The organism is Adhaeribacter swui, from assembly GCF_014217805.1.
GTDB classification, from domain to species: domain Bacteria; phylum Bacteroidota; class Bacteroidia; order Cytophagales; family Hymenobacteraceae; genus Adhaeribacter; species Adhaeribacter swui.
The window spans coordinates 3,876,243-3,903,167 of the sequence record NZ_CP055156.1 but is presented as its reverse complement, the minus strand read 5'-3'; the positions used below and the strand labels follow the sequence as shown (position 1 = coordinate 3,903,167).

At 42.9% G+C, this 26,925-nt stretch carries 18 protein-coding genes; 9 read left to right on the top strand and 9 right to left on the bottom strand.

What is annotated here, in order from left to right; all coding sequences use genetic code 11:
• Positions 1-778 precede the first annotated feature (778 nt).
• Entirely contained in the window at positions 779-2,353 is a 1,575-nt protein-coding gene (locus HUW51_RS16300) for a hypothetical protein (RefSeq protein ID WP_185270687.1), read from the bottom strand.
• Positions 2,354-2,767: 414 nt separating this feature from the next.
• Entirely contained in the window at positions 2,768-7,294 is a 4,527-nt protein-coding gene (locus tag HUW51_RS16295) for a PKD domain-containing protein (protein ID WP_185270686.1), read from the bottom strand.
• A gap of 644 nt (positions 7,295-7,938) precedes the next feature.
• Between HUW51_RS16295 and HUW51_RS16290 the strand changes: the two genes are divergently transcribed.
• Positions 7,939-8,772: a DUF481 domain-containing protein gene (locus HUW51_RS16290; protein WP_185270685.1), complete on the top strand. Its 834-nt coding sequence runs from the start codon at positions 7,939-7,941 to the stop codon at positions 8,770-8,772.
• Positions 8,773-8,838: 66 nt separating this feature from the next.
• On the opposite strand, the gene HUW51_RS16285 is transcribed toward HUW51_RS16290, so the two are convergent.
• From HUW51_RS16285 to HUW51_RS16265, 5 genes are all read right to left on the bottom strand, one after another.
• Entirely contained in the window at positions 8,839-9,450 is a 612-nt protein-coding gene (locus HUW51_RS16285; RefSeq protein WP_185270684.1) for a TetR/AcrR family transcriptional regulator, read from the bottom strand.
• Between the two features lie 294 nt (positions 9,451-9,744).
• Positions 9,745-12,912 (bottom strand): efflux RND transporter permease subunit, encoded by a 3,168-nt coding sequence (locus HUW51_RS16280; protein ID WP_185270683.1) that lies wholly within the window; start codon positions 12,910-12,912, stop codon positions 9,745-9,747.
• 35 nt (positions 12,913-12,947) lie between these two features.
• Positions 12,948-14,000, bottom strand: coding sequence for an efflux RND transporter periplasmic adaptor subunit (locus HUW51_RS16275; protein ID WP_185270682.1), 1,053 nt, complete (start codon positions 13,998-14,000; stop codon positions 12,948-12,950).
• Positions 14,001-14,016: 16 nt separating this feature from the next.
• Positions 14,017-15,372, bottom strand: coding sequence for a TolC family protein (locus HUW51_RS16270; protein WP_185270681.1), 1,356 nt, complete (start codon positions 15,370-15,372; stop codon positions 14,017-14,019).
• A gap of 66 nt (positions 15,373-15,438) precedes the next feature.
• Positions 15,439-15,873: a GbsR/MarR family transcriptional regulator gene (locus tag HUW51_RS16265; protein ID WP_228467050.1), complete on the bottom strand. Its 435-nt coding sequence runs from the start codon at positions 15,871-15,873 to the stop codon at positions 15,439-15,441.
• A 496-nt stretch (positions 15,874-16,369) separates the two neighbouring features.
• On the opposite strand from HUW51_RS16265, the gene HUW51_RS16260 reads away from it, so the two are divergent.
• The 3 genes from HUW51_RS16260 (at position 16,370) to HUW51_RS16250 (ending at position 17,904) form a co-directional block, all read left to right on the top strand.
• Positions 16,370-16,738 carry an Hpt domain-containing protein gene (locus HUW51_RS16260; protein WP_185270679.1) on the top strand — a complete coding sequence of 123 codons (369 nt, stop codon included), beginning with the start codon at positions 16,370-16,372 and terminating at the stop codon, positions 16,736-16,738.
• 85 nt (positions 16,739-16,823) lie between these two features.
• Entirely contained in the window at positions 16,824-17,315 is a 492-nt protein-coding gene (locus HUW51_RS16255) for a hypothetical protein (protein ID WP_185270678.1), read from the top strand.
• Between the two features lie 109 nt (positions 17,316-17,424).
• Positions 17,425-17,904: a nucleoside deaminase gene (locus HUW51_RS16250; RefSeq protein WP_262891287.1), complete on the top strand. Its 480-nt coding sequence runs from the start codon at positions 17,425-17,427 to the stop codon at positions 17,902-17,904.
• Positions 17,905-17,985: 81 nt separating this feature from the next.
• Here the strand turns inward: HUW51_RS16250 and ffh are convergent, their stop codons facing one another.
• Complete coding sequence (ffh, locus tag HUW51_RS16245; RefSeq protein WP_185270677.1) at positions 17,986-19,314, bottom strand: signal recognition particle protein; 1,329 nt, start codon at positions 19,312-19,314, stop codon at positions 17,986-17,988.
• 151 nt (positions 19,315-19,465) lie between these two features.
• Here ffh and HUW51_RS16240 point away from each other — a divergent pair, with 151 nt between their 5' ends.
• The gene (locus HUW51_RS16240) at positions 19,466-20,788 is read left to right on the top strand and encodes a glycosyltransferase family 4 protein (RefSeq protein WP_228466683.1); all 1,323 of its coding nucleotides are present in this window, start codon (positions 19,466-19,468) and stop codon (positions 20,786-20,788) included.
• 75 nt (positions 20,789-20,863) lie between these two features.
• Here the strand turns inward: HUW51_RS16240 and HUW51_RS16235 are convergent, their stop codons facing one another.
• The gene (locus HUW51_RS16235; protein WP_185270676.1) at positions 20,864-21,961 is read right to left on the bottom strand and encodes a glycosyltransferase family 61 protein; all 1,098 of its coding nucleotides are present in this window, start codon (positions 21,959-21,961) and stop codon (positions 20,864-20,866) included.
• Between the two features lie 162 nt (positions 21,962-22,123).
• Between HUW51_RS16235 and pseB the strand changes: the two genes are divergently transcribed.
• The 4 genes from pseB (at position 22,124) to pseG (ending at position 26,909) form a co-directional block, all read left to right on the top strand.
• The gene (pseB, locus tag HUW51_RS16230; RefSeq protein WP_185270675.1) at positions 22,124-23,143 is read left to right on the top strand and encodes a UDP-N-acetylglucosamine 4,6-dehydratase (inverting); all 1,020 of its coding nucleotides are present in this window, start codon (positions 22,124-22,126) and stop codon (positions 23,141-23,143) included.
• A gap of 225 nt (positions 23,144-23,368) precedes the next feature.
• Positions 23,369-24,544, top strand: coding sequence for a UDP-4-amino-4,6-dideoxy-N-acetyl-beta-L-altrosamine transaminase (gene pseC / locus HUW51_RS16225; protein ID WP_185270674.1), 1,176 nt, complete (start codon positions 23,369-23,371; stop codon positions 24,542-24,544).
• A gap of 24 nt (positions 24,545-24,568) precedes the next feature.
• Positions 24,569-25,282: a glycosyltransferase family protein gene (locus HUW51_RS16220; RefSeq protein ID WP_228466681.1), complete on the top strand. Its 714-nt coding sequence runs from the start codon at positions 24,569-24,571 to the stop codon at positions 25,280-25,282.
• A 157-nt stretch (positions 25,283-25,439) separates the two neighbouring features.
• Positions 25,440-26,909: a UDP-2,4-diacetamido-2,4,6-trideoxy-beta-L-altropyranose hydrolase gene (gene pseG / locus HUW51_RS16215; RefSeq protein WP_185270673.1), complete on the top strand. Its 1,470-nt coding sequence runs from the start codon at positions 25,440-25,442 to the stop codon at positions 26,907-26,909.
• Positions 26,910-26,925: the final 16 nt, after the last annotated feature.

The window sequence follows — 26,925 nt, the reverse complement described above, 5'->3', positions numbered from 1 at the left end:
CTGTCCGCTTGGTTCAAGCGGAACCAGGTTGCAAAATATTTCCTTTCCATTTTTTTAAATTCCGGATAGTCTGGTTGTCGGCCTGGGCTTCCATTCTGGTGAGCGTAAAACTTATTTAAATTGCTGGCTCACCAGAAATCAAATAAAACCGCACCTGAAAATTTTATCAGGCGGCGTCAGGGGCTAACACCAGAACTATCTTGTTGTGATTTACGAGATTAATAAATTTTAAAAATTTCCTTTATTGGTACAGGTGAGTGTAGCAGGCGGTTGTCAGGCTACGAGCTAAGCGCAAGCGCGTTTTACATCTGTTGGCCTAACCAAAATAAAGCAAACACCAGCCAGACGCCAGGCAAAACTAAAATAGAACCTAACTACCTTTTAAAAGGAAGTAATAAATAGAGGGCTGGAAAACAGATGAGCATAAAACAATAGCTATCTTGTTTTCCCGTAAAGAATGGAAAGGATTATTTCCCAGTAAAGGGAATATGGAAAGTGTGTACTAGTTTCATAATGATGCTTATACGAGCATAACTCCAAAAATATACAGATTTTTTAAAAATTTTAAAATCCACGCGTTAACGCTTCCGAATGAGCCTCAACAAATAAGATTAAAGTCTATTTTTCCGGTGGCAAGTGGTACCTTCTACCAGCTGCTATTTACTAATTAGCTTAAGCGTATATTAGAAAAAGCCCGGTAAATTTTAAAAACTTACTGGACTTTGGCCAGCGCCCTGCAGGCCTCCATTTTTTGAATTTAATATTGTTTGCCCGCCGGTTAATTATCGGGGTTAAAGTCTTTAAAAGTTTTAGCTAAGTTTTCGTTGGTGGGCTTGTTTTTGTTTTGCCAACTCGAATCTAGTTCTAACGCTACCAAGCCGCGTAAACTTAATAAAGCTACCAGCTCGTCGCGGTCGGTGATAAACTCGGGGCGCCGCCGCGAAGAACGCAAACCATATTTCCGGGCAAAAATATCGCCTTTCGTTTGCAGCTCGTTGCGTTTTTCCATGATGTAATTAAGGCGTTCTACCAGGTCTTTGGTGGAGCGGCCAATTACTTCGGTGGCTTCCAGGGTGCCAATGGTCATTACCAGGGTACCGCCGATGGTGGTAATTTTTTCGGTGGTGTTGGGCACTTCAATTACCAAGGGCGAAATACCGGTACCGGCGCCTAAAGTGGCACTAGTAAGCGAACGCGCTTTTTTGCCTTTCCGGGCTTTGTTGTATTTCTTTTTTAAATCATTTTCGGCCACCTTTAACTGTTCAATCAAATCCCAGGTCCTTACTAACGAAGAGCGGTATTCCTGGTACAGTTTCATGTCGCTTTCAGCCTCGTTTATGGCATTTAAAACCGAGAAAGTAACGGTGCGTTCTTGTTGTTTATTGGCTTTATCAATAGCAAAAAACGTCAGGCTAAACGAAATAGAATCCAGGGGATCTTTCACGAAATCGTAACCGGGACGCCAAATAAACTCGTACTGCGAGGGCGAGTTTTTTACTAAAGCGCTGGCGGGCACCAAAGGGCTCTCGGAGCGGAAACTAAACGTAGCTATATCGTTTTCGCCATTCGGGTCGTTTAGTTGTAGTTTCAGGTTCAGCGTCATGTCTTCTTTAAACCGGAACCGTTTTTGGGAAGGAATTAATAAAATGCTCGGCGGCAAATCTTGTTGGGTTACTTCCATCCGGAACTGGCCTTTGGTGCGCGCCTTCGAGGGCTGATCTTCTACGTAAAACTCCAGGGTAATGGGATTAGTACGCAAACGGTTAAACTGGGTGTTGGAGGGTTTCCAGGTAAATTCGCCTTGCTCGGTTAGTTTGGCACCTTCGGGCATGCTGTTAATAATGGGCACGAAAATTACCGGGTCGTTGTCCGGGTCTTTTACCGCCGACGACTCGATGGTGTAGGTGTTATTTACATCGTATTGCACGTAAAATGGTTTTAGCTCACCGATGCTGGGCGGCCGGTTTACATGCTCCACTTTTAAATCTATTACCTGGGTTACCCGTTCATTTTTTTCGTTTCGGGCTTCAAAAAGCAATTGCACGGTTTTGTCTTTAGCCAGGCGGTCCACAAAATCGTAGCCGGGAGTCCAGGAAAAACGGCCTAAAGTATCAAAAGTCATGTCGTCCAGACGGCCCTGGTTAAGAGAATAGATAAACCGGTTACCAGTACCACCCGTGGCTTTTACTTCAAATTGCAGGGTTTGCCCTTCTTTTACCAAGTTCCAGCCCGGTTGTGTAGGAAACGCAAGCTGGAGATTAGCCGGATTATATGTTTGAACGGTTACTTGCTGGGCACTTGCTTGAATCAGGAAAAAGAAAACACCAAAAAAAAGAAGAACGCTTTTTTTCATGAAAGAATGAATGCTTGAACAGTATAAAGGTAACAAAGACTTTACAGGGAACAAAGGCAATTTAATTACAAAGGCACTACGACTGATTGGTTGCTCCGGTTAGTTACTCCCCAAAGATGGCATAAAACTGCTACTTTTAGATTAATCAAAATAATAAAACCAGTCACTCCATTATTTTACAAGCAGGAATCTTACCAATTTTTAAAAAATTGCATTTTTGGCTTGTTTGCCGCACTACTTGTAAGGTTTGGGTTAAATTGCTTTGTTTTGGGCACTATTGAGCAAGTTCTTTTAAATCTTTTAATTTTAGTTGCGCCAGAACACTTTACCGATTCGCTAAAATTTAAAAATTAGAAGTAAATACAATAAAAAAGAGGCCCCTGGGGGCCTCTTTTAATAAGAATTACGTGGTAATTATTCAAGTACAACCTTGGTTTCCCGGGTACCAGAACCAGCCCGCGCTTTCATAATATAAATGCCCGGTTTCATAATTTTATTTACCGGCAACTCTACCAAAGAACTTCCTTGATTATCGGTATGCACGGTTTTAGCCTGGTACAGTTGGCCATTGATATCGTACAAACTTAAGGTTACCGCTTCTTTTTTGTTATAACCAGTCAGGTTAATATAAATTTTAGAACCTACCGGGCTAGGATTTGGATATACCTGCATGCCTGGTTCTTTTCCATTTTCCGGGGTAGCAACCTGCGCGGTGGCAGCTTTTCTTTGCGGGTTGTTGGCCGTAGAATCAACAACAGTAGTATCGGTACCTTCGTAAACAATACCTAAACCATACAATTCCACTTCCGCAATCTGCCCTCGTTTCTTTTTCGTACTAACGGCTTCCAGCTTAGCTCTTTTTTCACCTTCGGAAGTTGGATAAAAGGCCACATTAAACGTTACCGAACTATTCTTCCGGATGCGGATGGGTTTATTCGGCTTGGCGTCCGGTTGGGCCAGCATCTGGAATTCCCGGGCATCATCTCCTGTAATGTTTAAGCTCTTGATCCGTAAATTACCCCGGCCCGTATTAGAAATAGTTACCGCGTGCGGTGTTACCTGCGTTAAGTCGGGCAAATCGGGCACTTCGTCTTTCTCTTTTTTAGAACTTACTGCCGTGCGCAAGGCCACCGATTTTTTAACCCCTACTACCTCCGTAGCTACAATTTTTTCGGGGAAAGCCGTGGCGTAACCTTCTTCTTCGGAGGTACTGCTTACCCGCAATAAAGTTATTTGAGACGTACGGTTCGGGTTGTTGTTCCAGTTAAATTCAATGACGTACAGGTTCCCGTTCTTTGTATCTTCTACCAAATCCAAAGGATTAATAAAACCCGACATACCTATCAAACCAGTTGTTCCGGCGCCGGTATACGAATCTTTAATATCATACTCACTTTCGAGGCTGCCTTTTACCGTAGAACCTGGTTTTAACACCATAATATCGCCCCCGCCACTAAAGCGGCAAACCAGTAATTTACCTTTTAAAGCGCCATTAAAGGCATTGCTCTTGTACTCAATGGCGCCGTTCGGCGAGCGGTTCAGTTCAAAGTTAAAGGCTGCGCCCCGGTAATTCGGATCCACTTCAATGGTATTGGGGTACTTTGGATTGTCAATATAACCCCGGTTAGCCACGTATTCGCCGCGCATAGGGTTCGGGTGCCCGTAGTACCCTACTCCTTGGGCGGGGTTTATCCGGAACAGCCAGTCGTTTTGTACCTGCACAGCCGAGGTAGCCGCAACAGCCGGACCATTGTAAAAAGTACCATCGGGCCGGCGGGTACCCGCTACAGATGCCGGAGTATTACCACCAGCCGCCGAACCATTGGCCGGTACGTATAATTGCCCGTTGCTGTGCCACACTAAATCGTAGGCGTTGCGTACTCCGGAAGCATAAATCGTCAGCGGCGAAGCGCTGGAATATGGATTGTAGGTACCATCCGACATTTTCGCGTTATTAGAAGGGGCCGCATTGATTACGCTCAGGTCAGAAGTAGTTCTGGCATCCAGGGTAGCATTACCGAGTTTTACTAAATCCAGCCGCAGGACAGCCCCCGATAACAAGCTTTCGGTACGTTGCCACGAGCCGTCGTAAGCACCCATAGAGCTATTACTGCCTTGGGAAATATACAAGGCTCCATCGGGGCCAAACGCCATACTGTTTACCAGATGGTCTTTAGCCGAACGGGGCAGGTTTTCTACTAATAAGCGGTGGGTACCCAGGCTGGCACCAGATAACTTTGAGATTTTACCATCAAATTCGGGCGCTTTGGTTAAGCCGGAAGAACAATGCGATACATAAGCAATTAAGTTAGATGCCGTAGATGCCGGATCAAAAACCAACCCGATGGCCGACCGGTTTCCAAATTGCTGCGTTAATGTAGTAATAGTTGATTGAAGCGTTAAGCTACCATCGCTATGGTTAATGGTAAACCGTTCAATTACACCATCTAACCGCAAGGCATATAACCGGTCATCCGGACCAATGGCTAAAGAAGAATACTTCTTATTCTGAGTTCCCGGAATGGACGTTGGGGTAAATTGTACCTGAATGGGTTCGGCGGGCTCAATAGGATCGCCGGTGGTAAAAGTAGCCGTATACGGCACAAAAGGAGCGCCACTAAAAGATTTTACGCCATCCGTTACTAAAAACCGGTACGTGGTATGCGGCTCTAAGGCAAAAGTAGGCGAAAAGCTGATGGCGTCGCCGCCGCCAGTACCTTGCACTACCCCCTGGATTTGCGTAGTGGTATTGCCCACCACTTTTAGCAATTGTACGGTGCTGCTGGTAATGGTACTGTTATCTACCCCTCCTTTCACATCTTCTACTTCGGGAACAAACAAGTTATTGGCGGCCACACTGGAGGTATTTACGCTTACATTAACGGCTCCATCGGCAGGTGTAGATGAAATTACGTGGGGTCGTGGGGCCGCCACCGCTACTATCACTTTAACTGTACCAGCGGTAAACCCATTGGCAGTAGCCTGAACCGTAGCCGTGTAAGTACCTACTGGTAAATCTTCGGCGGCGGTATAGTTAAAGGTTACGTTGGGTTCCGTGCCTGCGTGCGTTGGGTTAAAGCTTAACCATGGCGTAACACCCCCATCGTAAGTAGCCGAAAGTGTGTACTGCACATCATCCGCTTCGGAGGAATTGCTTAGTTCCAGCGAAAACGTTTTAGCGGTAGTGGTGCCTTTCTGAATAGTTAATTGCTGCTCGTTCGCCGACCAGTAAGTAAACGGACCGTTGGCTAAGGGCACTACCCGCACCGAGTTAATCTTGGTATTTACCCCACTATTGGCATCAATGGTTAAAAATCCGTCGGTAACGCTTACCTGCACCGTGGCTGATTTAAAACGGGTGCTGGCTCCGGTGGCGCCAGTAGGCACAAAGTTGGTAATGGCGCTGGCCCCTTCTACATTCAGGCTGTGGCTTTCCGGGAAAGAATAAACCCCGGCATCGCCCGCCGAAACCGTTACTTCGTAAATTCCTTTCTCTACCTGCATTTCCCAGTAACCTTCGGTTTTGGTGCCATCAAAAGCACCGGCAATACCATCAGCTTGCATGTGCATTAAAGTAGCCCGGAGCACATCCGAAGGTACCCCGCGGTTACGCCCGTTACCGGCGGTTCCGCCACTAGATAAATCCAGCAACGAATTATCGCTCTTTTTTCGCCAGCCGTAGGTAAGCCCCGTACCTTGATTAGCACCGTTTTTTAGCCCGAAAGGCTGACCAAAATCTGCTACCCAACCTGCTGGTGGTACTGTTGCCGGATCCTGAAAATTAACCTGAACAATAGACTGCGACTGCGGGTTGACAATTACCGATACGTAATCGGTTTTACTAGCCGTATACAAATTATCTTTTACAATGAGATAAAAAGTATACTTACCCGCGATTAAATTGCTAATAGTAGGATTAGCTACGTTTTTGCTGCTAAAAGTAGCGGTATTGGGGCCAGCAGTCTGCTTCCAGGTATAGGTGGATATAGTACCATCGGCATCGGTGCCCGACCCATCTAAAGTAACAAAATTGGTGGGTAAAGTAACTTGCTTGTCCGGACCAGCGTTAGCCACCGGAGCCGCGTTGTTGGTTACCACTTCGTTCGTAATTTTGAAATTTATTGTTAGAGGGCTACCGGCAATTCCGGCCCCACCGGCTGCCGTATACGGCGTTGCTTTTAAGGTGTAATCACCTACTGCCGGGGTCCAGTTTAAATTATCCCCGAATAAATCGTAGGGCGCTTTGGTTTCGGTTTGGGTCCGGCTTTGCTTGCCGCTTAATACTAAAACCACACTACCTACCAACGATGGGTTGGTGTTTGCCCGGATATTTACATTTTTGGTAGGCAAAGTAGTCAGGTTAATGGTAGCTCCATTGGTGATGGTTTGAATAGTAGCTTTGGTGGCAGAGTTAATTAAGGTAAAGCTGGTTACCTGATCTTTAGAAGTAGCATCGTTAATAATTTGAAAACTAATGCTTAAAGGTTTGCCGGCCGTTCCGCCGCCCCCACCCTCAGAGTAAGGCGTAGCTATTAAGGTATAATTGCCAACGGCTGGGGTCCAGTTTAAATTATCCCCGAATAAATCGTAAGGCGACTTGGTTTCAATCTGGGTCCGGCTTTGCTTGCCGCTTAACGTAAATACCACACTGCCCACCAGCTTGGGATTAGTATTGGCCCGAATATTTACATTTTGGGTGGGGAGCGTAGCCAAGTTAATGGTACTCCCATCCGTAATCGTGCGGATTGTAGCTTTAGTAGATGAATTTATTAAAGTAAGACTAGTTACTTCTTCGCCCGCCAGTATTTTTTTTAAATTTTTTGAATTATCACTAGCTGCCTGCGTTTGCCAGGAAACAAAAAAACCAAGTAAAAGCAGACAATACCACTTGGCCATTAAAAACAAGAAAGAAGGAAAGACAGGGATAAACTTTTTCTCCATAATAAACCGGTTAAATTAGTTTGTAGAAAAGCATTAAGAATTAAAAGAACAACAGAAAATAAACTGCGGGCCGATCTGAGACTTACCAGAAAATCTGTAACAAGTATTATAATTAAAACCACTTTGGTTATAACAAAAATAATGCAAATTTAAATAAAATATAACCTTTATTCATTTTTAAACCTGCAAGTACTACGTGTAAATTGATTAAAGGGCGGAAAAAAGACGGCATTTCTTACATAAAAAATTGAAAAAATTTCTGGTTAAAAGAATGTAGTTATTAGAATTACTTCTTAAAAGGCTAAACTTTAGGATTAAAGTTCAACCTAGCAGTTAACAATCGTTTATCAAATTAGTTGTTTTGTAAGCCAGCAGTTTTAATCCCAAAACAACTACTTCATTTATAACCGATTGTGGTTAATCTTTTGGCATAAACTAATTAAAAGTTTTCAGGAGAATTATATTTAAAAATGGCCTTCAAGATTTAATTAAATGCCACAATACTTAGTACGCTTTCCAGAATCAGAAAACTAGATATATCAGATCGCCAGAATTAATTTAATATCATTTTAGCAACTTATATTTTAAGTAACCCCGGCCAGAAAGAATTTTAAAAAATCAGCCTTTAGTTTTAAATTGGCCCCATGATTACAGCTTTTCGCCAATTATTTTACCACCTGCCAGTATTAATTCTTGTGATTATGGCCTTTCCGGCCGTGGCGCAACAACCTACCAATTTACCCACCAGCCCGATTTTGTCTGATTCGGTAATAGCCGTAGCGGCGCCGGATGCTTTACCTAAAAAAAGACCGGCTATTATCGATAGCTTGAGTTACCGGTTTATTGGCGATGGTAATTTCTCCAGGGGTAATGTGAACCGTAGTTTACTGGTATTGCGTGCCGAATTAATTTTTCTGGGGCCGGTCATTAATATCTCCAGCAACCCGCGGTTTACTTATGGTACCTTAAACCGGGTTTTGGCCGAGCGCGACACGTATGTAGACTTATTTGTGGATGTTTTTAAGAAAAGAAAGGTGTACGTGTTTGGCTTGGGTACAATAGAGAGAAGTAATTTACGGGGCATTGACTTGCGGCAATTGGCCGGCGCAGGTGTAGGTTTCCGTCTTATTCAGAATAGCCGCCACGATGTATCCCTTACTAATGCGGTAATTTACGAATCAACCAACTTTGAGGAACGCCCCACGGTAACCATCATCCGAAATTCTGCGCGTTTAAAAGGTAAGCATTCCTTTTTAAATGATCGTATCCGGATTAATCACATTACTTTTTACCAACCAGCTTTAAACAACTTCTCTAATGTGCGTTGGAGCACTTTAATATCGCTGGAACTACCCATTAACCGTTGGGTAAGTATGCGGGGCAGTTTTGAAAACTCCTACGAAAGTGTGGTGGAAACTACCCGCCAACGGAATGATACTCGCTTTACGTTTGGTATTTCGGTAGGAAATAAAAAATAGAAGTTGTATTTTTTTAAATTCTACTTCTATGCTTCAGTTTAAAATAAAATGAAAAGATAAAATTATTTATTTAGGCGCAGGCACTTCTTCTACTTTAGCCGTAAGCTCAGGCAAAAACTTTTGACCAGCAGCCGATACAATGCCGGAGGCAAAAAGTTTTACATTTAAGCGGTAAATTTCCAGCCGCTTAAATTTTTTCGGTTGAAAAGTTTCGGAGTAAAAAATACCTTCTATCTGGCTAATATACAATTGCGTTAAAACTTCCGGATCAAGCTCAGCCCGGTAAAGTCCGGTTTCAATGCCGCGTTTAAAATTAGCCCGGAACCGCTGAATAATAGTACCTTCTTTATAATTCTCCCACAGTTCATGCGCCGCCGGATAATACTTTTTTAAATCGCTAAAAAAAGATACGTGAATCGCCGTAAACTTTTGTATCAGGCTGTTTAACGATTTGCAAAATTCTTCTACGGCGTTTTCTTCGGTTGCTTGTTCTACCTCTATAGGCCCACACAAATTGGTTTTCAGCATTTCTTCAATCAAATGGTCCTTGTTTTCGAACCATTTGTATACCGTTTTTTTGGATATACCCAGGTCCTGAGCAATATCATCCATGGATGTGCTTTTGATGCCCCGATAAATAAAAAGTTCTAAAGCCCGGTTTAAAATTCTTTCTCTCAAATCTGGTTAATGTATTATTTTAATTTATAATGAGTAATATTTTTAAATTTTAAAAATTCAGCTCGCTTTTATTGTTAGAGCTACTATTGACATGTTATAAATAGCGCCATAATATTTAAATTTTTAAAATTTATGATTTTTGAACGGACATTTTCTGGCTGTAGTCTCCTTAATTAATCAAAAAAGCAAGCTGTATTTCTGTAAATACTGCAAATCCGAATAAAAAGATTACGCCTACTGAACCGCACCTCTAAATAGTACGAGCCAGTAGGCGCCTTTTTAAAAAATTAATTATTAAGCGTGCATTAGTTTTTCTTCCATCTCCGCGGTTTCGCGTTCCAGCTCTTCCACTGTTTTATCTTCCAACTCAATCTTAGTAGTTTTATCTAAACCAAACTTAGCTAAAATCCGGTCGAAGATGTAGTAGATAATTGGTACCACAATCAGGGTTAAGAACATCGAACTGCTCAAACCACCAATCAAGGCCCAGGCTAAACCGTTTTTAGAAGCCGCAACGGCACCACCGGCTAACGCAATCGGCAACATACCAATTACCATCGCTAGGGTAGTCATCAAGATCGGCCGGAAACGAATCCGCACGGCTTCCACCAAGGCTTGTTTCACCGGCACCCCTTCCGACTTCAGCTTGTTTGTAAAGTCCACCACCATAATCGCGTTCTTCGCTACCAGACCAATCATCATGATGATACCCAGGATAGAGAAAATACTCAAGGTTTCCGAAGCTAAAGCCAGGGCCAGTAAAGCTCCGATAATCGCCAGCGGAATAGAGAACAATACCACAAACGGATATACGTAACTATCGTACAAGCCCACCATAATCAAATACATGAAGATAATGGAAGCCAGCAAGGCCACTCCTAAAGTACCAAAACCTTCGGATTGGTTTTTCAGGTTACCTTCGTAAGTAATACCTACACCTTGCGGCATTTTAAGCGCGGCTAATCTTTGCTGAATTTCAGCACCTACCGAACCTGAAGGACGACCTACTACTTGTGAGTTCACGTTAACGGAAGTTACCCGGTCGGTACGCTCCAGTTTAGAAGGACCGGAAGATTGTTTAATGTCGGCAAACTGACCTAAACGAATGGTTTGTCCGGCATTATTTACGAAAGCTAAATTAGCAATATCGGTTACGTTGCGGCGGTCAAACTCATCCAAACGAATGTTGATGTCGTAGTTGTTGGTTCCTTCGCGGTATTCGGCATCGGTGTTCCCGCTAAACGCTACCTGCATACCAGCACCTACCGTTTCCAGGGTTAAGCCCAGACTAGCCATTTTATCGCGATCCACGGCTACTTCTATTTCCGGATTACCTCCTTCTACCGAGGTTTCTACGTCCGAAGTGCCCGGTACTTTTACTACTTCGTTCATTACCCGTTGCGAAAAATTCAACAAAGTATCCAGGTTCGGACCAGACAACACAATCTGGATGGGAGCCTGGGAGCTACCTACTAAACCAACCGGAACTGGCGTTACTTTCACTCCCGGAATTAAGCTTTCTACTTCGGCTTTTACTAACCGGCTAAACTTCTCGGTACTGAAATCCCGTTTTTCTACCGGCACCAGAGCCACGAATACCTCCGATTCATAAGCCGAACTTTGACCTTGCTGCGACGAAGAGGTAGCGCCCACCGTTGTAAATACCCGCGTAATCTCTGGGTACTTTTGCAGGTAATTTTCAATTTTAGTAGTAGCGGCATTGGTTTGCTCTACCGTAGCATTTTTAGGTAATTCTAACTGGAAGTTAACTTCACCCCGGTCACCGTTACCAATAAACTCACTACCGATAAAACCGGCTGGGATTAACATTACCGAACCCACAAAGGCCACAACAGTTAAAGTTAAAACTACTATTTTGTGGTTAAAGGCCCATTTTAAAGTGCTGGCAAATACCTCAATTACCCGGTCCAGGAAGCGCTCGAAAGCCAGAATAAACCGACCAAACAAGTTTTTATCAGATACGTGCTCTAACTTAGAGAAACGACTAGCTAACAACGGAATCAAAGTAAAAGCTACAAACAAACTAATTAATGTGGCTACCGCTACCACCACGGCAAACTGCCGCAGAATATCCGATACCAGACCACTAGATAGAGCCAATGGTACGAACACCACCACAATTACTAAAGTAATGGAAGTTACCGTCGCACTAATTTCCCGGATACCATCGTACGCAGCTTGCGCCGGTTTCTTACCCATCTCCATGTGTCGGTAAATATTCTCGATCACCACAATCGCGTCATCCACCAGAATACCTACCACTAATGATATCGCCATTAAAGACATCAGGTTTAACGAGAAACCAAACAGGTAAATCGCGATAAAAGTAGCTACCAAAGAAGCCGGAATGGAAATCATTACAATTACCGCGTTACGCAAGCTATGCAGGAACAATAACATTACCACAGCCACCAGAATAACGGCCAGGAACAAGTCGTGCATTACCGAATCCGCGGCTTCCAAGGTAAACTGCGAGCTATCGTTGGCAATGTTAAATTTCAGACCCACGTTGGCGTAGGTTTGTTCCAGTTGAGCCAAGGTTGCGCGGGTTTGTTCACTTACTTCCACAGCGTTCGCATCCGACTGTTTCTGGATGGTAATACCTACGGAAGGCTTAGAATTAATTCGGCTAAGAATTTCTACATCTTTCTGAGAATCTTGCACTTCAGCTAAATCGCTTAAGCGCACCACTCCCCGGTTATCCTGCCGAATTACTAAATTCTGTAATTGATTTAAAGAAGAAAACTTACCAGCCAGACGAATCTGGGTTTGGCCATTCGCGTCTTTAATCTCACCAGTCGGGAAGTCCAGGTTAGAGCTCCGTACCATTTGCATTATCTGCAGCGACGAAATACCGTAAGCTTCCAGTTTATTCGCATTCAGGTTAATTTTAATTTCGCGTTCCTGTCCACCCAGAATTTTAATCTGCGCTACCCCTTGTGCCCGTGATAACTGCGGCTTGATTTGATTTTCAATCAAATCGAAGAACTCGGTAGCTGGCATGTTGGCAGTAGCCCCCATTTTAATAATAGGTAGATCATCAAAGTCGAATTTACCTAAAGCGGGTGGGTCGGCATCTTCGGGCAATTGGGCCAGAATAGCGTTTACTTTCCGCTGCGCATCCTGCAAACTTAAATCTACGTTGGTGCCTTGTTTTAAATTAATTACTATAATAGAGAAGCTTTCCTGGGAAGTACTTTTAATATTGTCCACGTTTTCCAGGGAAGAAATCGCATCCTCAATTTCCTTAGTTACCGAGTTCTCCACTTCTGAAGGCGAAGCACCTGGGTACAAAGTGGTAATAGTAAGTACCGGCGGACTGAATTTGGGCAACAACTCGTAGTTTAACGAATTGTAGGCCCCAACCCCCAGCAAGGTTAATACGGTGAAAACCACTACCACAATGGTCGACCGCTGTATGGATATTTTTGTTATATTCATTTTGTTTTTTCTTACGTTTTCGGGTAAACCCCAAATTAAAGAACACTCACTTTTAAGCCGTCGCGCAGGTTAATTTGGCCGCTTTGTACTACTTTCTCGCCAGCTTTTAAGCCCTGCGCAATTTCTACCTGATCCTGAGTAATGGTACCAGCTTTTACTTTGCGTAAACGGGCTACATTGTTTTCCACCACGTAAACCGATGGGTCCTGAATGCTACCCACAATGGCTTCGCGCGGGATCAAAAGTGCGTCGCGGGTATCGGCAATTTCAAAAGCAGCAGTACCGTACATACCGGCGCGTAAGCTATTGGCATTCGAATTTTTCACTTCAATCTCCACGTCGTACTTCAAAGAGTTATCGGCTTGAGCGGCAATAGCAGTTACTACTCCCGGGAAAGTTTGGCCGGCGTTTACATCGGCTTTTACTTCTACTTTAGCTCCTTTTTTAATTAACAACACTTGAGCTTCGTCTACTTTCACATTCAATTTCAGACGATCCACGTTCACGATGTCGTACAGCTTGGTTCCGGCATTTAAGTAAGAACCTACTTCGATGTACATTTCGTTAATTTCACCCGAAATAGGTGCTACAATGCGGGTTTTAGCTACCCGTTGGCGGGCGTTGATTAACTGCGCCTGGGTAGTTTGCACTTGTAAGCGGGCATCTTCTAACTGGCGTTTGGTAATGGCTTCGCCGGAGGCTAAGTTCTCGAAGCGGCCTAAATCTCTTTTGGCTTTTTCGTAATTGGCTTCAATAGTTGCTAAATCGGCTTTTGCCGTATTGGCTTCTACCTGCACCAATAATTCCCCCTGGCGTACCCGGTCGCCTTTCCGCTTCAACACTTGCTGAATCTGACCAGTTGCTTCGGAGAGTAAGGTTAAGGTTTGTACCGGCCGGAAATTTCCTTGAGCGTTAAAAGATTTATATATTTTACCTACTTTCGGGGCGGTTACCTGCACCGAAATAGCTTCGCTTTTAATTTCGGCTACCGCGGCTTCGGTGGCCATTTCTTCTTTATTCTGAATTAATTTAAACGCGACAGCTCCCACGAGTACCAGCGCAACCAGAATATAAATCAGTTTTTTCATTGTTCTTGGTGTAATTCTATTTTATTAAAGTTTTTAATCCGCCTTTGGCTTGTAAATAAGATAATTGGGCTATTTGATATTTTAATCTTTCACTGTTCAGGTTAGTTTGCGCTTCCCGCAAGCTTACTTCGGTATCTAGCACGTCGGTAAGCGGGGCTAAACCTTCTTTGTACAATTCGTTGGTATTGCGGTATACTTCCTGCGCCAGATTCACATTTCGTTCCTGCGCCTGAATAGACGATAAACTGGTTTCAATTTGTGTGCGGGCATTCTCCAGGTTCATCTGCGTGTTGCGGGTTAACTGGCTAATATCCTGCTCGGTTTTATCCACATCTATTTGAGCCTGCCGAATTTGGTTTCTTCGCTGGAAACCGTCGAAAATCGGTACGTTTAATTGCACTCCAATAGATACTGCTTTAAACCAGGGCTGATTGCCATCGAAAAAGTTAAACTCGTTCCGCATGGCGTTATAGCTGTAATTACCAACGGCCGATAAAGACGGGGTATAACCGGAGCTGATGTTTTTCACATTTAACTTGTACAAGTCTTTTTGCGTGTTCAGCAATTTAAAGTCTACTTTATCAGCCAGAATAGCTTGGGCATCGTCTTGGGCAGCAATCGGGATATCCAGCACCACCGCCGCATCATCTACTTCAATGATTTGTTGCATGGGCACGCCCATGAAAAACTTCAGGGCGTTTAACTGTTGGTCATAAGCCGCATTTAAAGTTTGCCGGCTATTTTCCAGGTTGGTTTTATTCACCGTTACCCGGTTTAACTCTACTTTAGTGGCCACATCGTTTTTGTACTGGAGGGTTAATATTTTTTCCAGTTGCTCTAAACGCTTAAAGTTGGCATCGATGGTAGCAAATTGTTCTTTGGTTTGCAGTAATTGCAAGTAAGCCGAGCTCACGTTATAAATCACTTCTTCCTCGCTCATTTGCGTGCGCAAAGCAAATAGATCCTGGGTAGTATGGGCGGCCTGCAATCCAATAAAGAATGATTTGCGGAACAACAATTGCTGCAACTGAATGCCCCCGCTGGTATTATACTTGGTACCAAACTGCACCGGAATAAGCGTACCAGGCTGACCGGCCAACTCACCGGGTAATAACTGGGTAGCTAAGGCCGGATACGTGGTTACGGTACCAGTACCGCTAATTTGGGGTAAGCCCGATCCTTTAGTTTCTTTAATTTTGTATTCCGCCCCTTTTTCGTCGAGCTGCGCTTTTTTAATAGTTTCGTTATTTGCTAACGCAAACTTCAGAGCCTCGGGTAACGATAGCTTCGCTCCAGGCGCTGGTTGTGTTTGCGAAAATCCCGGCTGAAATAAGAATAGCAATAAGCCGGTTAGGTAAACTAGTTTTTTCACGTTGTTTAATTGGTTAATTAATAATTAGTTAGTTCTGAAAATAAAGAACTTTAAAATCAAAAAAATTTATTTATTCCGGTTCTCCCACTTATGTAATAATCCAGGTAGTTCCTGATTCACGAAATCTAAAAAATCTATCAGATCTTTCAGGTTATTGTTGAACTCGGGCGTATCCGGGGTACGTACTTCCAGAACTTGCCGCAGAATCTCGTTAAATTTGGTCATGCCTTCGATTCTTCGGGTAAAACTATCCCGCCAATTCGACACTTTTAACCGAAAATAACGTTTGCGATCGCCTAAGTACGTGATGTATTCAATGTGATCGGCTTGCAAAAGCAAGTTAATCGCATTGCTGGTAGCGCTTTTGGCAATTTGCAGGCAGTCCGTAATTTCGTCGAAAGTGAGTTCCGGCTTGTCGGCTACGTAAAGCAAACCCATAATGCGGGCAGCCGCTGGTTGCATACCGGCCATCTCGTGCGAAATGCCCACTTTTTCAACCATCACCTTTTGTTTTTCACTTAATACCATATTTGTTTTGTTAAATACATCTACTTAACGGCACAAAGGTAAGCGTTAGTTCACTTAGTTCAAAATTTTAAGAACTAAAAATAAAATATATTTTAAAAATAATTCTCGATCTGGTTTTAAGCCTTAAATGCTTTTGCTTATTCGCCTGTAAGTAGCTATAATAATCTTTTGCGTCGGTTACTCGGGTTATTACAAACAAGCTAGTTAAGATTTTTTTAAAATAACCTTATTTTATTTTACCTGTTTTAAATCAATAATCGTTCGAACGGACAAACAGGACCTAGCATTACTCAGAATAACCCGGCAACTATCCTGCTGGTGATTCCGGAAATTCCCGGATAGGTTCTATTCGTAGTTTCAACGCCTTTTGCTATAAAGGTGCAGGTAACCTGATCTATAATTAAATAGTATTTAAATAAAACAACCGTATTGAATGATTGGCGGGCGAAAGAGCCCGGATTTATAATGAATGGAAGAACCAGTAGTAAACCTGACTTACTTGCGGGATTTAGCGGGAGGAGATACCAAGTTTATGACCGATATGATCGCGTTGTTTTTAAAGCAAACGCCAGCCAATATGCACCTGCTTACCGGCTACTTAGAACAGCAGAATTGGGAAAATTTAAAAAAGCTTGCCCATAAAATGACTTCGGGCGTAGCTCTAATGGGCATCCAGGAATTGCAAAACTTTTTGGCAGAGTTACAAACCTATACACTGCAACCAATAAACGTAGAATTAATTCCAATTAAAATAGCGGCCATAATGGCTATTTACCAAAAAGCAGTCCTGGAATTAGAAAAAGAACTTTTTGCTTTAGCTCAACTTGATTGTTCTTAAATAATTAACAGAAGCTAGGTTGGGTAATTTTTAAAAATTTATTTTTTTAAATATGATTGTTGGTAGGCATTAGAAAGATAAAAACATGAAAGCAATCCTGACAACAATTTTTTTCTCCTTCATTTACATGGCTTCTTACGGTCAGGAATTGTTTAGCTCAAGAAAAGGCACTAAGTTCTTCCCCGGACATCTCGACATAGCAGTTTCAGTTGACGAAAATAACGTAAAATATGAACTATTTAATCATTGGTACTCTAGAATGTATTCTCAGCTACGGCAAATAGAAATCCCGATTAACAGTTTGAAGAGCTTTAACCAAGATAATGACTCAATATTGATTAAGATTTTCAATAATAAAGTAAGCCTAACAGACAAGAGGTATAAGCTGAACCGCAAAGTGCGACATAGATCTTTATGTAACTCGATTGAAAACATGCGGAAGATTTCCTTTGCCGTTGACTTAGCTTTGCAACATTCAATTGGACCACATGGTCTTTATTCTTATGAAGACCTGAAACTGGACGAAATAGAATTCAAACAAAAGGTGCTTGGCAACTTAAACAAAAAAGAAAAATAACGACACGCCAACATTATGTAAACACCTTGCCACGGCCGACAGCCTTGCACGTCTTTTACCCAAAGCCTTAACTCAGCCATTCCAAAAATAAAAAAATTTAAAAAATACTGTGACGGAAGACAAAAAACAAGAATTTATGCGGGAAGCGATTCAGCTTTCTATGGATACCATGAAAGCCGGCCACGGCGGGCCTTTTGGTGCCGTAATTGTTCGGAATAACCAGATTATTGCCCGTGGCTTTAATAATGTATTAGCTACTAACGACCCTACGGCCCATGCCGAAGTAGATGCCATCCGGAAAGCTTGCGCGGCTTTGCAAACTTTTCAGTTAACAGATTGCGAATTATACACCAGTTGCGAACCTTGCCCCATGTGCCTGGGCGCAATTTACTGGGCCCGGTTCCGGAAAGTGTATTACGGCAACACCAAACAAGATGCCGCCGCCATCGGCTTCGACGATCATTTTATTTACGAGCAAATAGATAAACCACTCCCGGAACGTAGTATTCCTATGGAGCAATTGCTACCCGAAGAAGCTAACCTTGCATTTCAGGAATGGCGCACGTTCTCGGATAAAAAAGATTACTAGCCAATAACTTGTTGCCAGCTTGCTACAAAAAGAAAAGGCTTTGGTGAACCAAAGCCTTTTCTTTTTGTAAAAATTTAAAAATTATTTAAACGATTTCATTTTAGATAAAGCACCGCCTTTACCGGTTAACTTATTCATGTTCTTCATCATCTTGCGCATGTCGTTAAACTGCTTCATCAGGTTATTTACCTGCTGAATGTTGGTGCCGCTGCCTTTGGCAATGCGGTTGCGCCGGCTGCCGCTGATCATATCCGGGTTAGCCCGTTCATCTTTGGTCATGGATTTAATGATAGCTTCGATGGGTTTAAAAGCATTTTCATCGATTTCCACGTCTTTCATGGCTTTACCTACCCCCGGAATCATACTAACAAGGTCTTTAATATCCCCCATTTTTTTAATTTGCTCCAGTTGCGATAAAAAGTCGTCGAAGTTAAACTGGTTCTTGCGGATTTTTTGGTTAATCCGGCGGGCTTCTTCTTCGTCGAAGGTTTGCTGCGCGCGTTCTACCAACGAAATTACGTCGCCCATACCTAAAATCCGTTGCGCCATCCGATCTGGGTAGAACAAATCCAGGGCTTCCATTTTTTCGCCGGTGCTGATAAACTTAATGGGTTTTTCAACTACCGCCCGGATAGACAAAGCAGCTCCCCCGCGACTATCGCCATCAAGTTTGGTTAAAACTACCCCATCAAAATTAATGCGGTCATTAAAAGTTTTAGCCGTGTTTACCGCATCCTGGCCCGTCATGGAATCTACCACGAACAAGGTTTCAGTTGGTTTCAGCACGTCTTTTAACTGAGCAATTTCGCGCATCATGGCTTCATCCACGGCCAAACGGCCGGCAGTATCCACGATTACTACCTTTTTATTATTGGTTTTGGCGTAAGCAATAGCGTTCTGCGCAATTTGTAACGGATTTTTATTATCAGGTTCGGTATAAGCCTCTACTCCTACCTGCTCGGCCAATACTTTTAACTGATCAATCGCAGCGGGGCGGTACACGTCGCAAGCCGCTACCAATACGTTGCGGTTTTGTTTTTTAAGATAATTGGCCAATTTGCCGGTAAAGGTTGTTTTACCCGAACCTTGCAGACCCGCAATTAAAATAACAGCCGGATCGCCTTTTATCTGGATATCCTGCTTTTCGCCGCCCATTAATTCGGTGAGCTCTTCGTGCACAATTTTAACCATCAACTGGCCCGGCGATACGGCAATCAGCACGTCGCGGCCCATGGCTTCGTCTTTAATTTTATCAGTTACCGTTTTGGCAACTTTATAGTTTACGTCGGCATCCACCAAAGCCCTACGTACTTCTTTTATGGTTTGCGCTACGTTAATTTCGGTGATACTGCCCTGGCCTTTCAGGGTTTTAAAAGCCCGGTCTAACTTGGTACTTAAATTATCAAACATGTTATATCTCCTTTGGTAAACAAAAATACGCAGAAAAATCAAAAATACCTGATATTTTTACGCGAGCCGCGTATATTCGATCTACTAAATTTCCCGGAACTTATTTTCGCCGGAATTTTTCGTATAAGCTTAAATTTAGATTATTCGATCCTTGGCAAACCAAAATACTTCCAAACCCAGCAATGTTTTATTTTTTTCGTATTACTGGCCGCCTTCGGGCGGAGCCGGTGTGCAGCGTTGTTTAAAATTTGTAAAGCATTTGCCCGAATTTGAGGTAAACCCCACGGTTATCACCGTAGATGAGAAAAAAGGCGCTTACCCGGTGCTGGATCATTCTCTATCCGCTGATATTCCGGCCTCGGTGCGCGTAATTCGTACGAATACCAGCGAACCTTTCGAATTTTATAAAAAGCTGACCGGCAAAAAAGAAATTCCGTACGGCGGTTTTGCGAACCAAAATAACCAAAGTTTGGTGCAGAAGGCCTTTAATTTTATCCGGGGCAATTTATTTATTCCGGATGCCCGCGTGGGCTGGAACCGCTACGCCGTTAGTGCCGCCAAAAAGGTGTTGCAAGCCGAACCATTTGCCGCCTTTGTTACAACCAGTCCGCCACATTCTACGCAGCTTATTGGTTTAAAATTGAAAAAATTGTTTCCGGCAGTAAAATGGATTGCCGATTTGCGCGATCCCTGGACAGACATTTATTATTACAAAGAACTGAACCATACCACGCTGGCCAAGCAAATAGATGCCCGCTACGAAAAAGCGGTAATTGAAGGTGCCGATGCTATTTTGGTTACCAGCGCCGATACCAAACGCCTGCTGGTAGCCAAATCAACCTTAATAGATTCAACTAAAATCCACGTTTTACCGAATGGCTACGACGAAGAAGATTTTGTTTACCCCTCCGATCCACCCAAGGACATTTTTTGTATTACGTATACCGGTACTATTTCGGAAACCTACAACATTGAGTTGTTTTTAAAAGCCTTAGCCGATGTGGCGAACCGTTATCCCCAAATACCATTTCGTTTACGCTTTGTAGGTAAAATTTCGGAAACAGTGCGGCAGCAAGTGCAGAAAGCCGGCATTGATCCAATTACAGAGTTGGTTTCCTTTGTGCCGCATCACGAATCTATCCGTTATTTAATGTCGGCCACGGTATTGTTAATGGGCATTCCGGATGTGATTAATAACTTTTGCATTTTGCCCGGTAAACTGTTCGAGTACCTGGCTTCAAACAAGCCCATTATCTGCATTGGCCCCCTGGACAGCGATGCTGACCGCATTATTGACGAATGCGGAGCCGGGCGGGTTTTCCATTATACCGGCTACAACAAAATGGTGGATTACCTGGACCAGATGGCCCGCAACTGGAAAATTAACCCCAACCTGGATTTACCCATGGTAGATTACCACCGATACTCCCGGCGGGCCTTAACCGGCAAACTAGCTGAAATTATTGCGAGTTAAATTTTAAAAATTTAAAAAATCACAAAAGCCGGTTGCACTAAATTTTAGTTTAGCCAGCTTTTGTGATTTCGCTAATCAGTTTAACTTTTTACTTACTACCGCAAGTACTTGCTCTACCCGCACTTCAAAATCTAAATTATTATCTGCGTTACTGCCTAATACATAATCATAATTAAAATTTAAGGCTTTTGCGGCTAAAAAATAATGCGGTTTAATAATGTTAACGGGGTGCAACTCCATTACACTGCATTGTTCGCTAAATAACAAATTGGTTAAGCCGGCCCCGTGCGGCGCCACCACAATAGCGGCCTGGTAAAATATTTGAACTTGTTGGGCGTAGGTTAAATCTTCGGCGTAAATTACCTGAAAGTTATACGGGATTAAAGCTTTAATTAATTCTGCTTCGTTTATTACTCTGCGCTTGCGGGCTTTACTTCGGCTAATGTAAATTCTGTTTTTTGCAGGAAGAGCTTGTACTTGGTAGCCTTGCCAAATTTTATTTCTTAAAAAATGCGCTACCTCCGCGGGTAAATAACCGCTAATATGATTAGTGGTAAACCCCGGAAAAATATAATGTTCCAGTTCCCATTTCTCATTTTTGCTTTGGAAGGTTATAGAAAAATGCGGATAATCTTTAATTACAAATTGCAGGGTTTGTAATTGAAAGGCCGGTATGTCTTTGTTTACAATTAATTGAATGGGGTCTTTTACTTGCTGCAAAAGGGGGTACAAGCGGGGCAAACAATCATAAAACCAGTGATAGTTGCTGGTTTGCGCCCAGGGTAAATGAAAAATAGAAGTATATAACCCGGTTTTCCGGCGTTTACGCATAAAAGCCGGGCTCCGGTAAGCCGGTGAAAGGCACAGGCGCACCTGATCAAAGGTTGAATCCGAAATAACTTTCTCTTGTTTTACTAATGCCCCGGAATTTCCCAGCAAAGTTACCTGACTAAGCTTTACTGTATACAATGCTTTTTGCCAATAAACATCCGCGTAATCGGTGGCGTAGTTAAACGTAGCAGCGCTTTTTTTTAAAAATTCTATTTCTTCAGGTGTAAAATTAACTTTATACCTTTCTAAGTAAACATCTTTACTTTCCGGCGCGAGAGAAGTTGGAAAATAATAATAGTTAATCCAGGATAAAAATTGATAAACAATCTTTCTTAAACTCATATCTTAAATAAAAGTCAAATTTAACGCTTTAAGCAAGCAAAATAAGCTGTGCCCTAATTACAAAACACATTTCGCTTAACTACTCATTTAAACCGCTTATCTTTACTCTTCTTTTTACTTTTAAGTAAATAAAGATTAATAGTAGATTTTTAAATTTTTTAAATGGCATTAGACTTAAATAATAAAGCTATTCTTATAACGGGGGGTACGGGCTCCTTCGGGAAAAAATTTGTGGAAACCATTTTCGAAAAGTGGCCCCAGGTAAAACGCCTGGTGGTTTACTCGCGCGATGAGTTGAAACAATTTGAAATGAGCCAGACTTTTTCTCCGCAAAAATATAAAGCGCTCCGGTATTTTATTGGCGATGTGCGGGACGGCGACCGACTAAAACGCGCTTGCGAAGGAATTGATATTATTGTGCACGCCGCGGCTTTAAAACAAGTACCGGCAGCCGAGTACAATCCGATGGAGTGCATTAAAACCAATATTTTTGGGGCAGAAAATGTGATAAATGCCGCCCTGGATTGTGGCATACAAAAAGTAGTGGCTTTAAGCACCGATAAAGCTGCTGCTCCTATTAACTTGTATGGCGCAACCAAGCTTTGTTCCGATAAATTATTTGTTGCGGCTAACAACATGAAAGGCTCCCGGAACCTGGCTTTTTCGGTGGTACGCTACGGCAATGTGATTGGTTCGCGCGGCTCCGTAGTGCCTTTTTTCCTGAACAAGCGCCAGGAAGGCCTTTTGCCCATCACGCACCCGCACATGACCCGGTTTAATATTTCGTTGAAAGACGGCGTAGATATGGTATTGCACGCAATAGAACACGCCTGGGGCGGCGAGATTTTTGTACCCAAAATACCATCTTATAAAATTACAGATGTAGCCACCGCCATTGCTCCTACTGCCCAGCAACACATTGTGGGCATTAGACCGGGCGAAAAGTTACACGAAGAAATGATTACGGAATCAGATTCGTACAATACCATTGAGCTGGAAAAATATTTTGTAATTCTGCCTTCCACTCCGGTTTGGTCCACCGAGGAGTTTATTCAAAATTTTAAAGGCCACTACGTTGAGCCAGGCTTCCGTTATAATTCCGAATCGAACACGGAATGGTTAACGCCGGAAGGAATTCGGGAGCAAATAAAGTTACACGTTGATCCTGATTTCACGGTTTAACTTACATAATAAATGTGCATTTAACTATTGGCGGTTAGCCTTTCGAGTTAAAGCGCAATTTAATTATAATGTTCTACCGGCATCAGGTTATCTATACGAATAATACTTAAATCTTTTCAAAAAGCTTTTTTAGCTCTTTGCAAGCGATAAATTTTAAAATTTTTCCTCGATAACTTACTCAGAATAGCTGTTTAATCTTATTCGATTACTAAACCAAGAACACGCATGCGGCCTATTCCTTACGGCAGACAAAACATTACCGAAGCCGATATTCAGGCGGTGGTAGAAACCTTACAATCCGATTTTTTAACGCAGGGCCCGAAAGTAGAAGAGTTTGAACAAAAATTTGCGCAATATATTGGGAGTAAATACGCCGTAGCGGTAACCAACGGCACCGCTGCTTTGCACTTATGCGCCCTGGTTTTAGGCGTAAACGAGCAAAGTAACGTTATTACCACGCCCATAACTTTTGCCGCCTCGGCCAATTGCGTGCGTTACTGCGGCGGCACCATTTGGTTCGCCGACATCGACCCAGCTACCGGTTTACTGGATATTGATAAAGTAAAGGCTCTGCTGGAAAGTAAACCCAAAAACTTTTTCTCAGGCATCATACCGGTTGATTTTGCCGGTATGCCCGTAAACCTGGAGGCTTTCCGCGCACTAGCCAATGCGTATAATTTGTGGCTGCTGGAGGATGCCTGCCATGCCCCGGGCGGTTATTTTGTAGATTCTAAGGGTGTAAAGCAAAATTGCGGCAACGGTGATTTTGCCGATTTAGCGATATTTTCTTTTCATCCCGTAAAGCATATTGCAACCGGCGAAGGCGGCATGATTACCACCAACAACCAAGATTTTTATAAAAAATTGTTATTGCTCCGCACCCACGGAATCACTAAAAACCCGGAATTGTTGCACCAGAACCCAGGCGGTTGGTACTACGAAATGCAGGATTTAGGTTATAACTACCGCATTCCGGATATTTTAACATCTTTGGGAATTTCGCAGTTAAGCAACGCCGCCGCTGATTTAGTTCAAAGGCACCATATTGCGCAGCGCTACGACCAGGCTTTTAAAAATTTAAAAAACGTTACTATTTTAAACCCGGAGGCTTATCAGGAGAAGAATACAGATGGGCACGCCTACCATTTGTACATCATCCAGGTGCCGGACCGAAAAGGTTTATACGACTACTTACGCCAGCATCAGATTTTTACCCAGGTGCATTACATTCCGGTGCATACCATGCCTTATTATCAAGGGTTAGGGTGGCAAACCGGCGATTTTCCGCTGGCTGAAAAATATTACGAGCACTGTTTAAGTTTACCGATGTATCCTACTTTAACCGCCCAGGAACAACAACACGTAATTGATAAGATTTTAGAGTTTATTGATCGTACGTAATTTTTAAACTTAGAGCGTTATTCCTTGAAAAAAGTAGGTATTATATCGCAGGCCCGCATGACCAGCACCCGCTTGCCGGGTAAAGTTTTACTGCCGGTTAAAGAACAGCCCTTATTAAAGTACCACACCGATCGTCTGCGCCAAAGTGGTTATCCGGTATTTTTAACCACCACTACCAATGCCACCGATGAGGCGCTGGTGCAATTTGCTAGAATGGAAGGTTTAGATTTTTACCGAGGCGACGAAAATAACGTGCTCTCCCGTTACTACGAAACCGCTTTAGCCTACAACCTGGATATAATCGTGCGGGTAACTTCTGATTGCCCTTTAATTGATGGTAACTTAATAAAATCCGGCGTACAGCAATACCTGCAAAAGGCCGATGACCGACTATATTTATCGAACACGGTAGTGCGCACGTTCCCACGGGGCCTGGATTTTGAAATTTTTTCATTTGTCTTGTTACAAGAAGCGGCAAAAGCAGCCACAGAAGCATTTCAAAAAGAGCATGTTACCCCATACATTAAGACCCACGCCAGTAATGCCGATATCATTAACCCGGTAGATGCCAGTAATTTTCGGATAACTGTAGATACGCCGGAAGATTTTGATTTAGTTAAAGTTTTAATAGAAAAATTTGCCGCGGATAAGTTAGGTTATACCTCTATTATTCACTTACTACAAAACAATCCGGAACTAGCGCAGATAAACGCGCATATTGAACAAAAGAAAATTTAAAAAATCACTGGATTACTTTTGAGTATAACTTGATTTAAAATTTTACAAAAGTTTTTCAACCATAACGGAAGAAATTTAGGAAGCCGTCGTTTTATTCAGAAAATGATTTGCCCCGCGCGGCTTGCTTAGGGGAGCAGCAAATCCGGAAACAGATAAAATGAATTTACTTTTTAGAACCGATGGCAACAGCACCATTGGATTAGGGCACTTCGTGCGGTCTTTGGCCCTGGCCGAAATGCTGCAACCCTACTACCATTGTTCCTTCGCCATTCAGGCTCCTTCGGAAGCTATTGCGGAACAAATTCAAAAAAGTGGGTGCGTTCTAATTAAGCTACCCGCTACTACCAATTATATTTCCGAGGCCGAATATCTGGCGCAATCTTATGCGGGGCAGTTTGCCGCAGTAATTCTGGATGGCTACCAATTTTTAACCGGTTACCAAAGCGCGCTTCGGCCATTTTTTAAAATTATTTGCATCGACGACCTGCACACTACGCACTTTTTGGTCGATGTAATTATTAATCCGGCGGGCGGTATTACTCCCGAAAATTACGCGAAAGAAGCTTATACGAAAGTTTACACTGGTCCTGCGTTTGCCCTGCTCCGACAGCCATTTTTAAAAGCAGCCCAACAAGTTCGCTCCCGACCAGATTCCCCGCGGGTATTTATTAATATGGGCGGGGCCGATCCGGAAAACTTTACGCTTCAAGTTATAACGGCATTGCTGCAGCGGCCGGAAAATTTTAAAATAGAGGTAGTACTGGGTAGCGCTTATAGCTATTTAACCACTCTAAAAAATAGTACTGCCCATACCAACCAACTAAACCTGCACCAAGGATTAAGCGCCGTTGAAATGTGCCAATTAATGCAACAATGCACTTTTGCTATTTTGCCGCCCAGCACGGTAGCGTACGAATGGTGCAGCGTAGGTGGCCCTTTATTTTTAATCCGGACGGCCGAAAATCAAAAAAATTTAGAAAGGTTTCTCTTACAGCAGCATTTAGCTTTACCGTACACGCAGTTAAACAACTTTTTACCGGAAGTATTAACGAACACCGCCTTTTTTACCGAGCAAGCACTCCAACAACACCAGCAATTTGATGGGCAAAGCCCGTTGCGGTTGCGCCAGGTAATTGACCAGCTTTTTTATCCGGAATTGCTGCAGCTCCGGCGCGCGCAAGCCAGCGATGTGCAACTGTTATTTCAATGGATTAACGACCCCGTTGTGCGGCGGTTTTCCCTACACCCCGACCCCATTCCTTTAAATACCCACACAACCTGGTTTCAGTACAAGCTGACCGACAAAAATTGTTTTATCTTTATTGCCGAAATTTATCGGGAGCCGGTTGGTATGATCCGGTTTGATGTAAACATAAACAATAAAAACGAAGCCGTTATCAGCTATTTAATTGATCAGAATTTTCGCGGGAAAGGATTAGGAACTTTAATGTTGCAGGCGGGCCTTAAAAATTTAAAAAAAGCAGCCCCCCAAATCACTACGGTTAGTGGTTTAGTGCAACCCGAAAACAACGCTTCCATTAAAGCTTTTACTAAAGCCGGTTTTTCAGTAGAGTCTAATCCGGATAAAGATTACCCGAATATTTTAAAATTTACGATTTCCCATTAATTTTTGGGGCTATTCA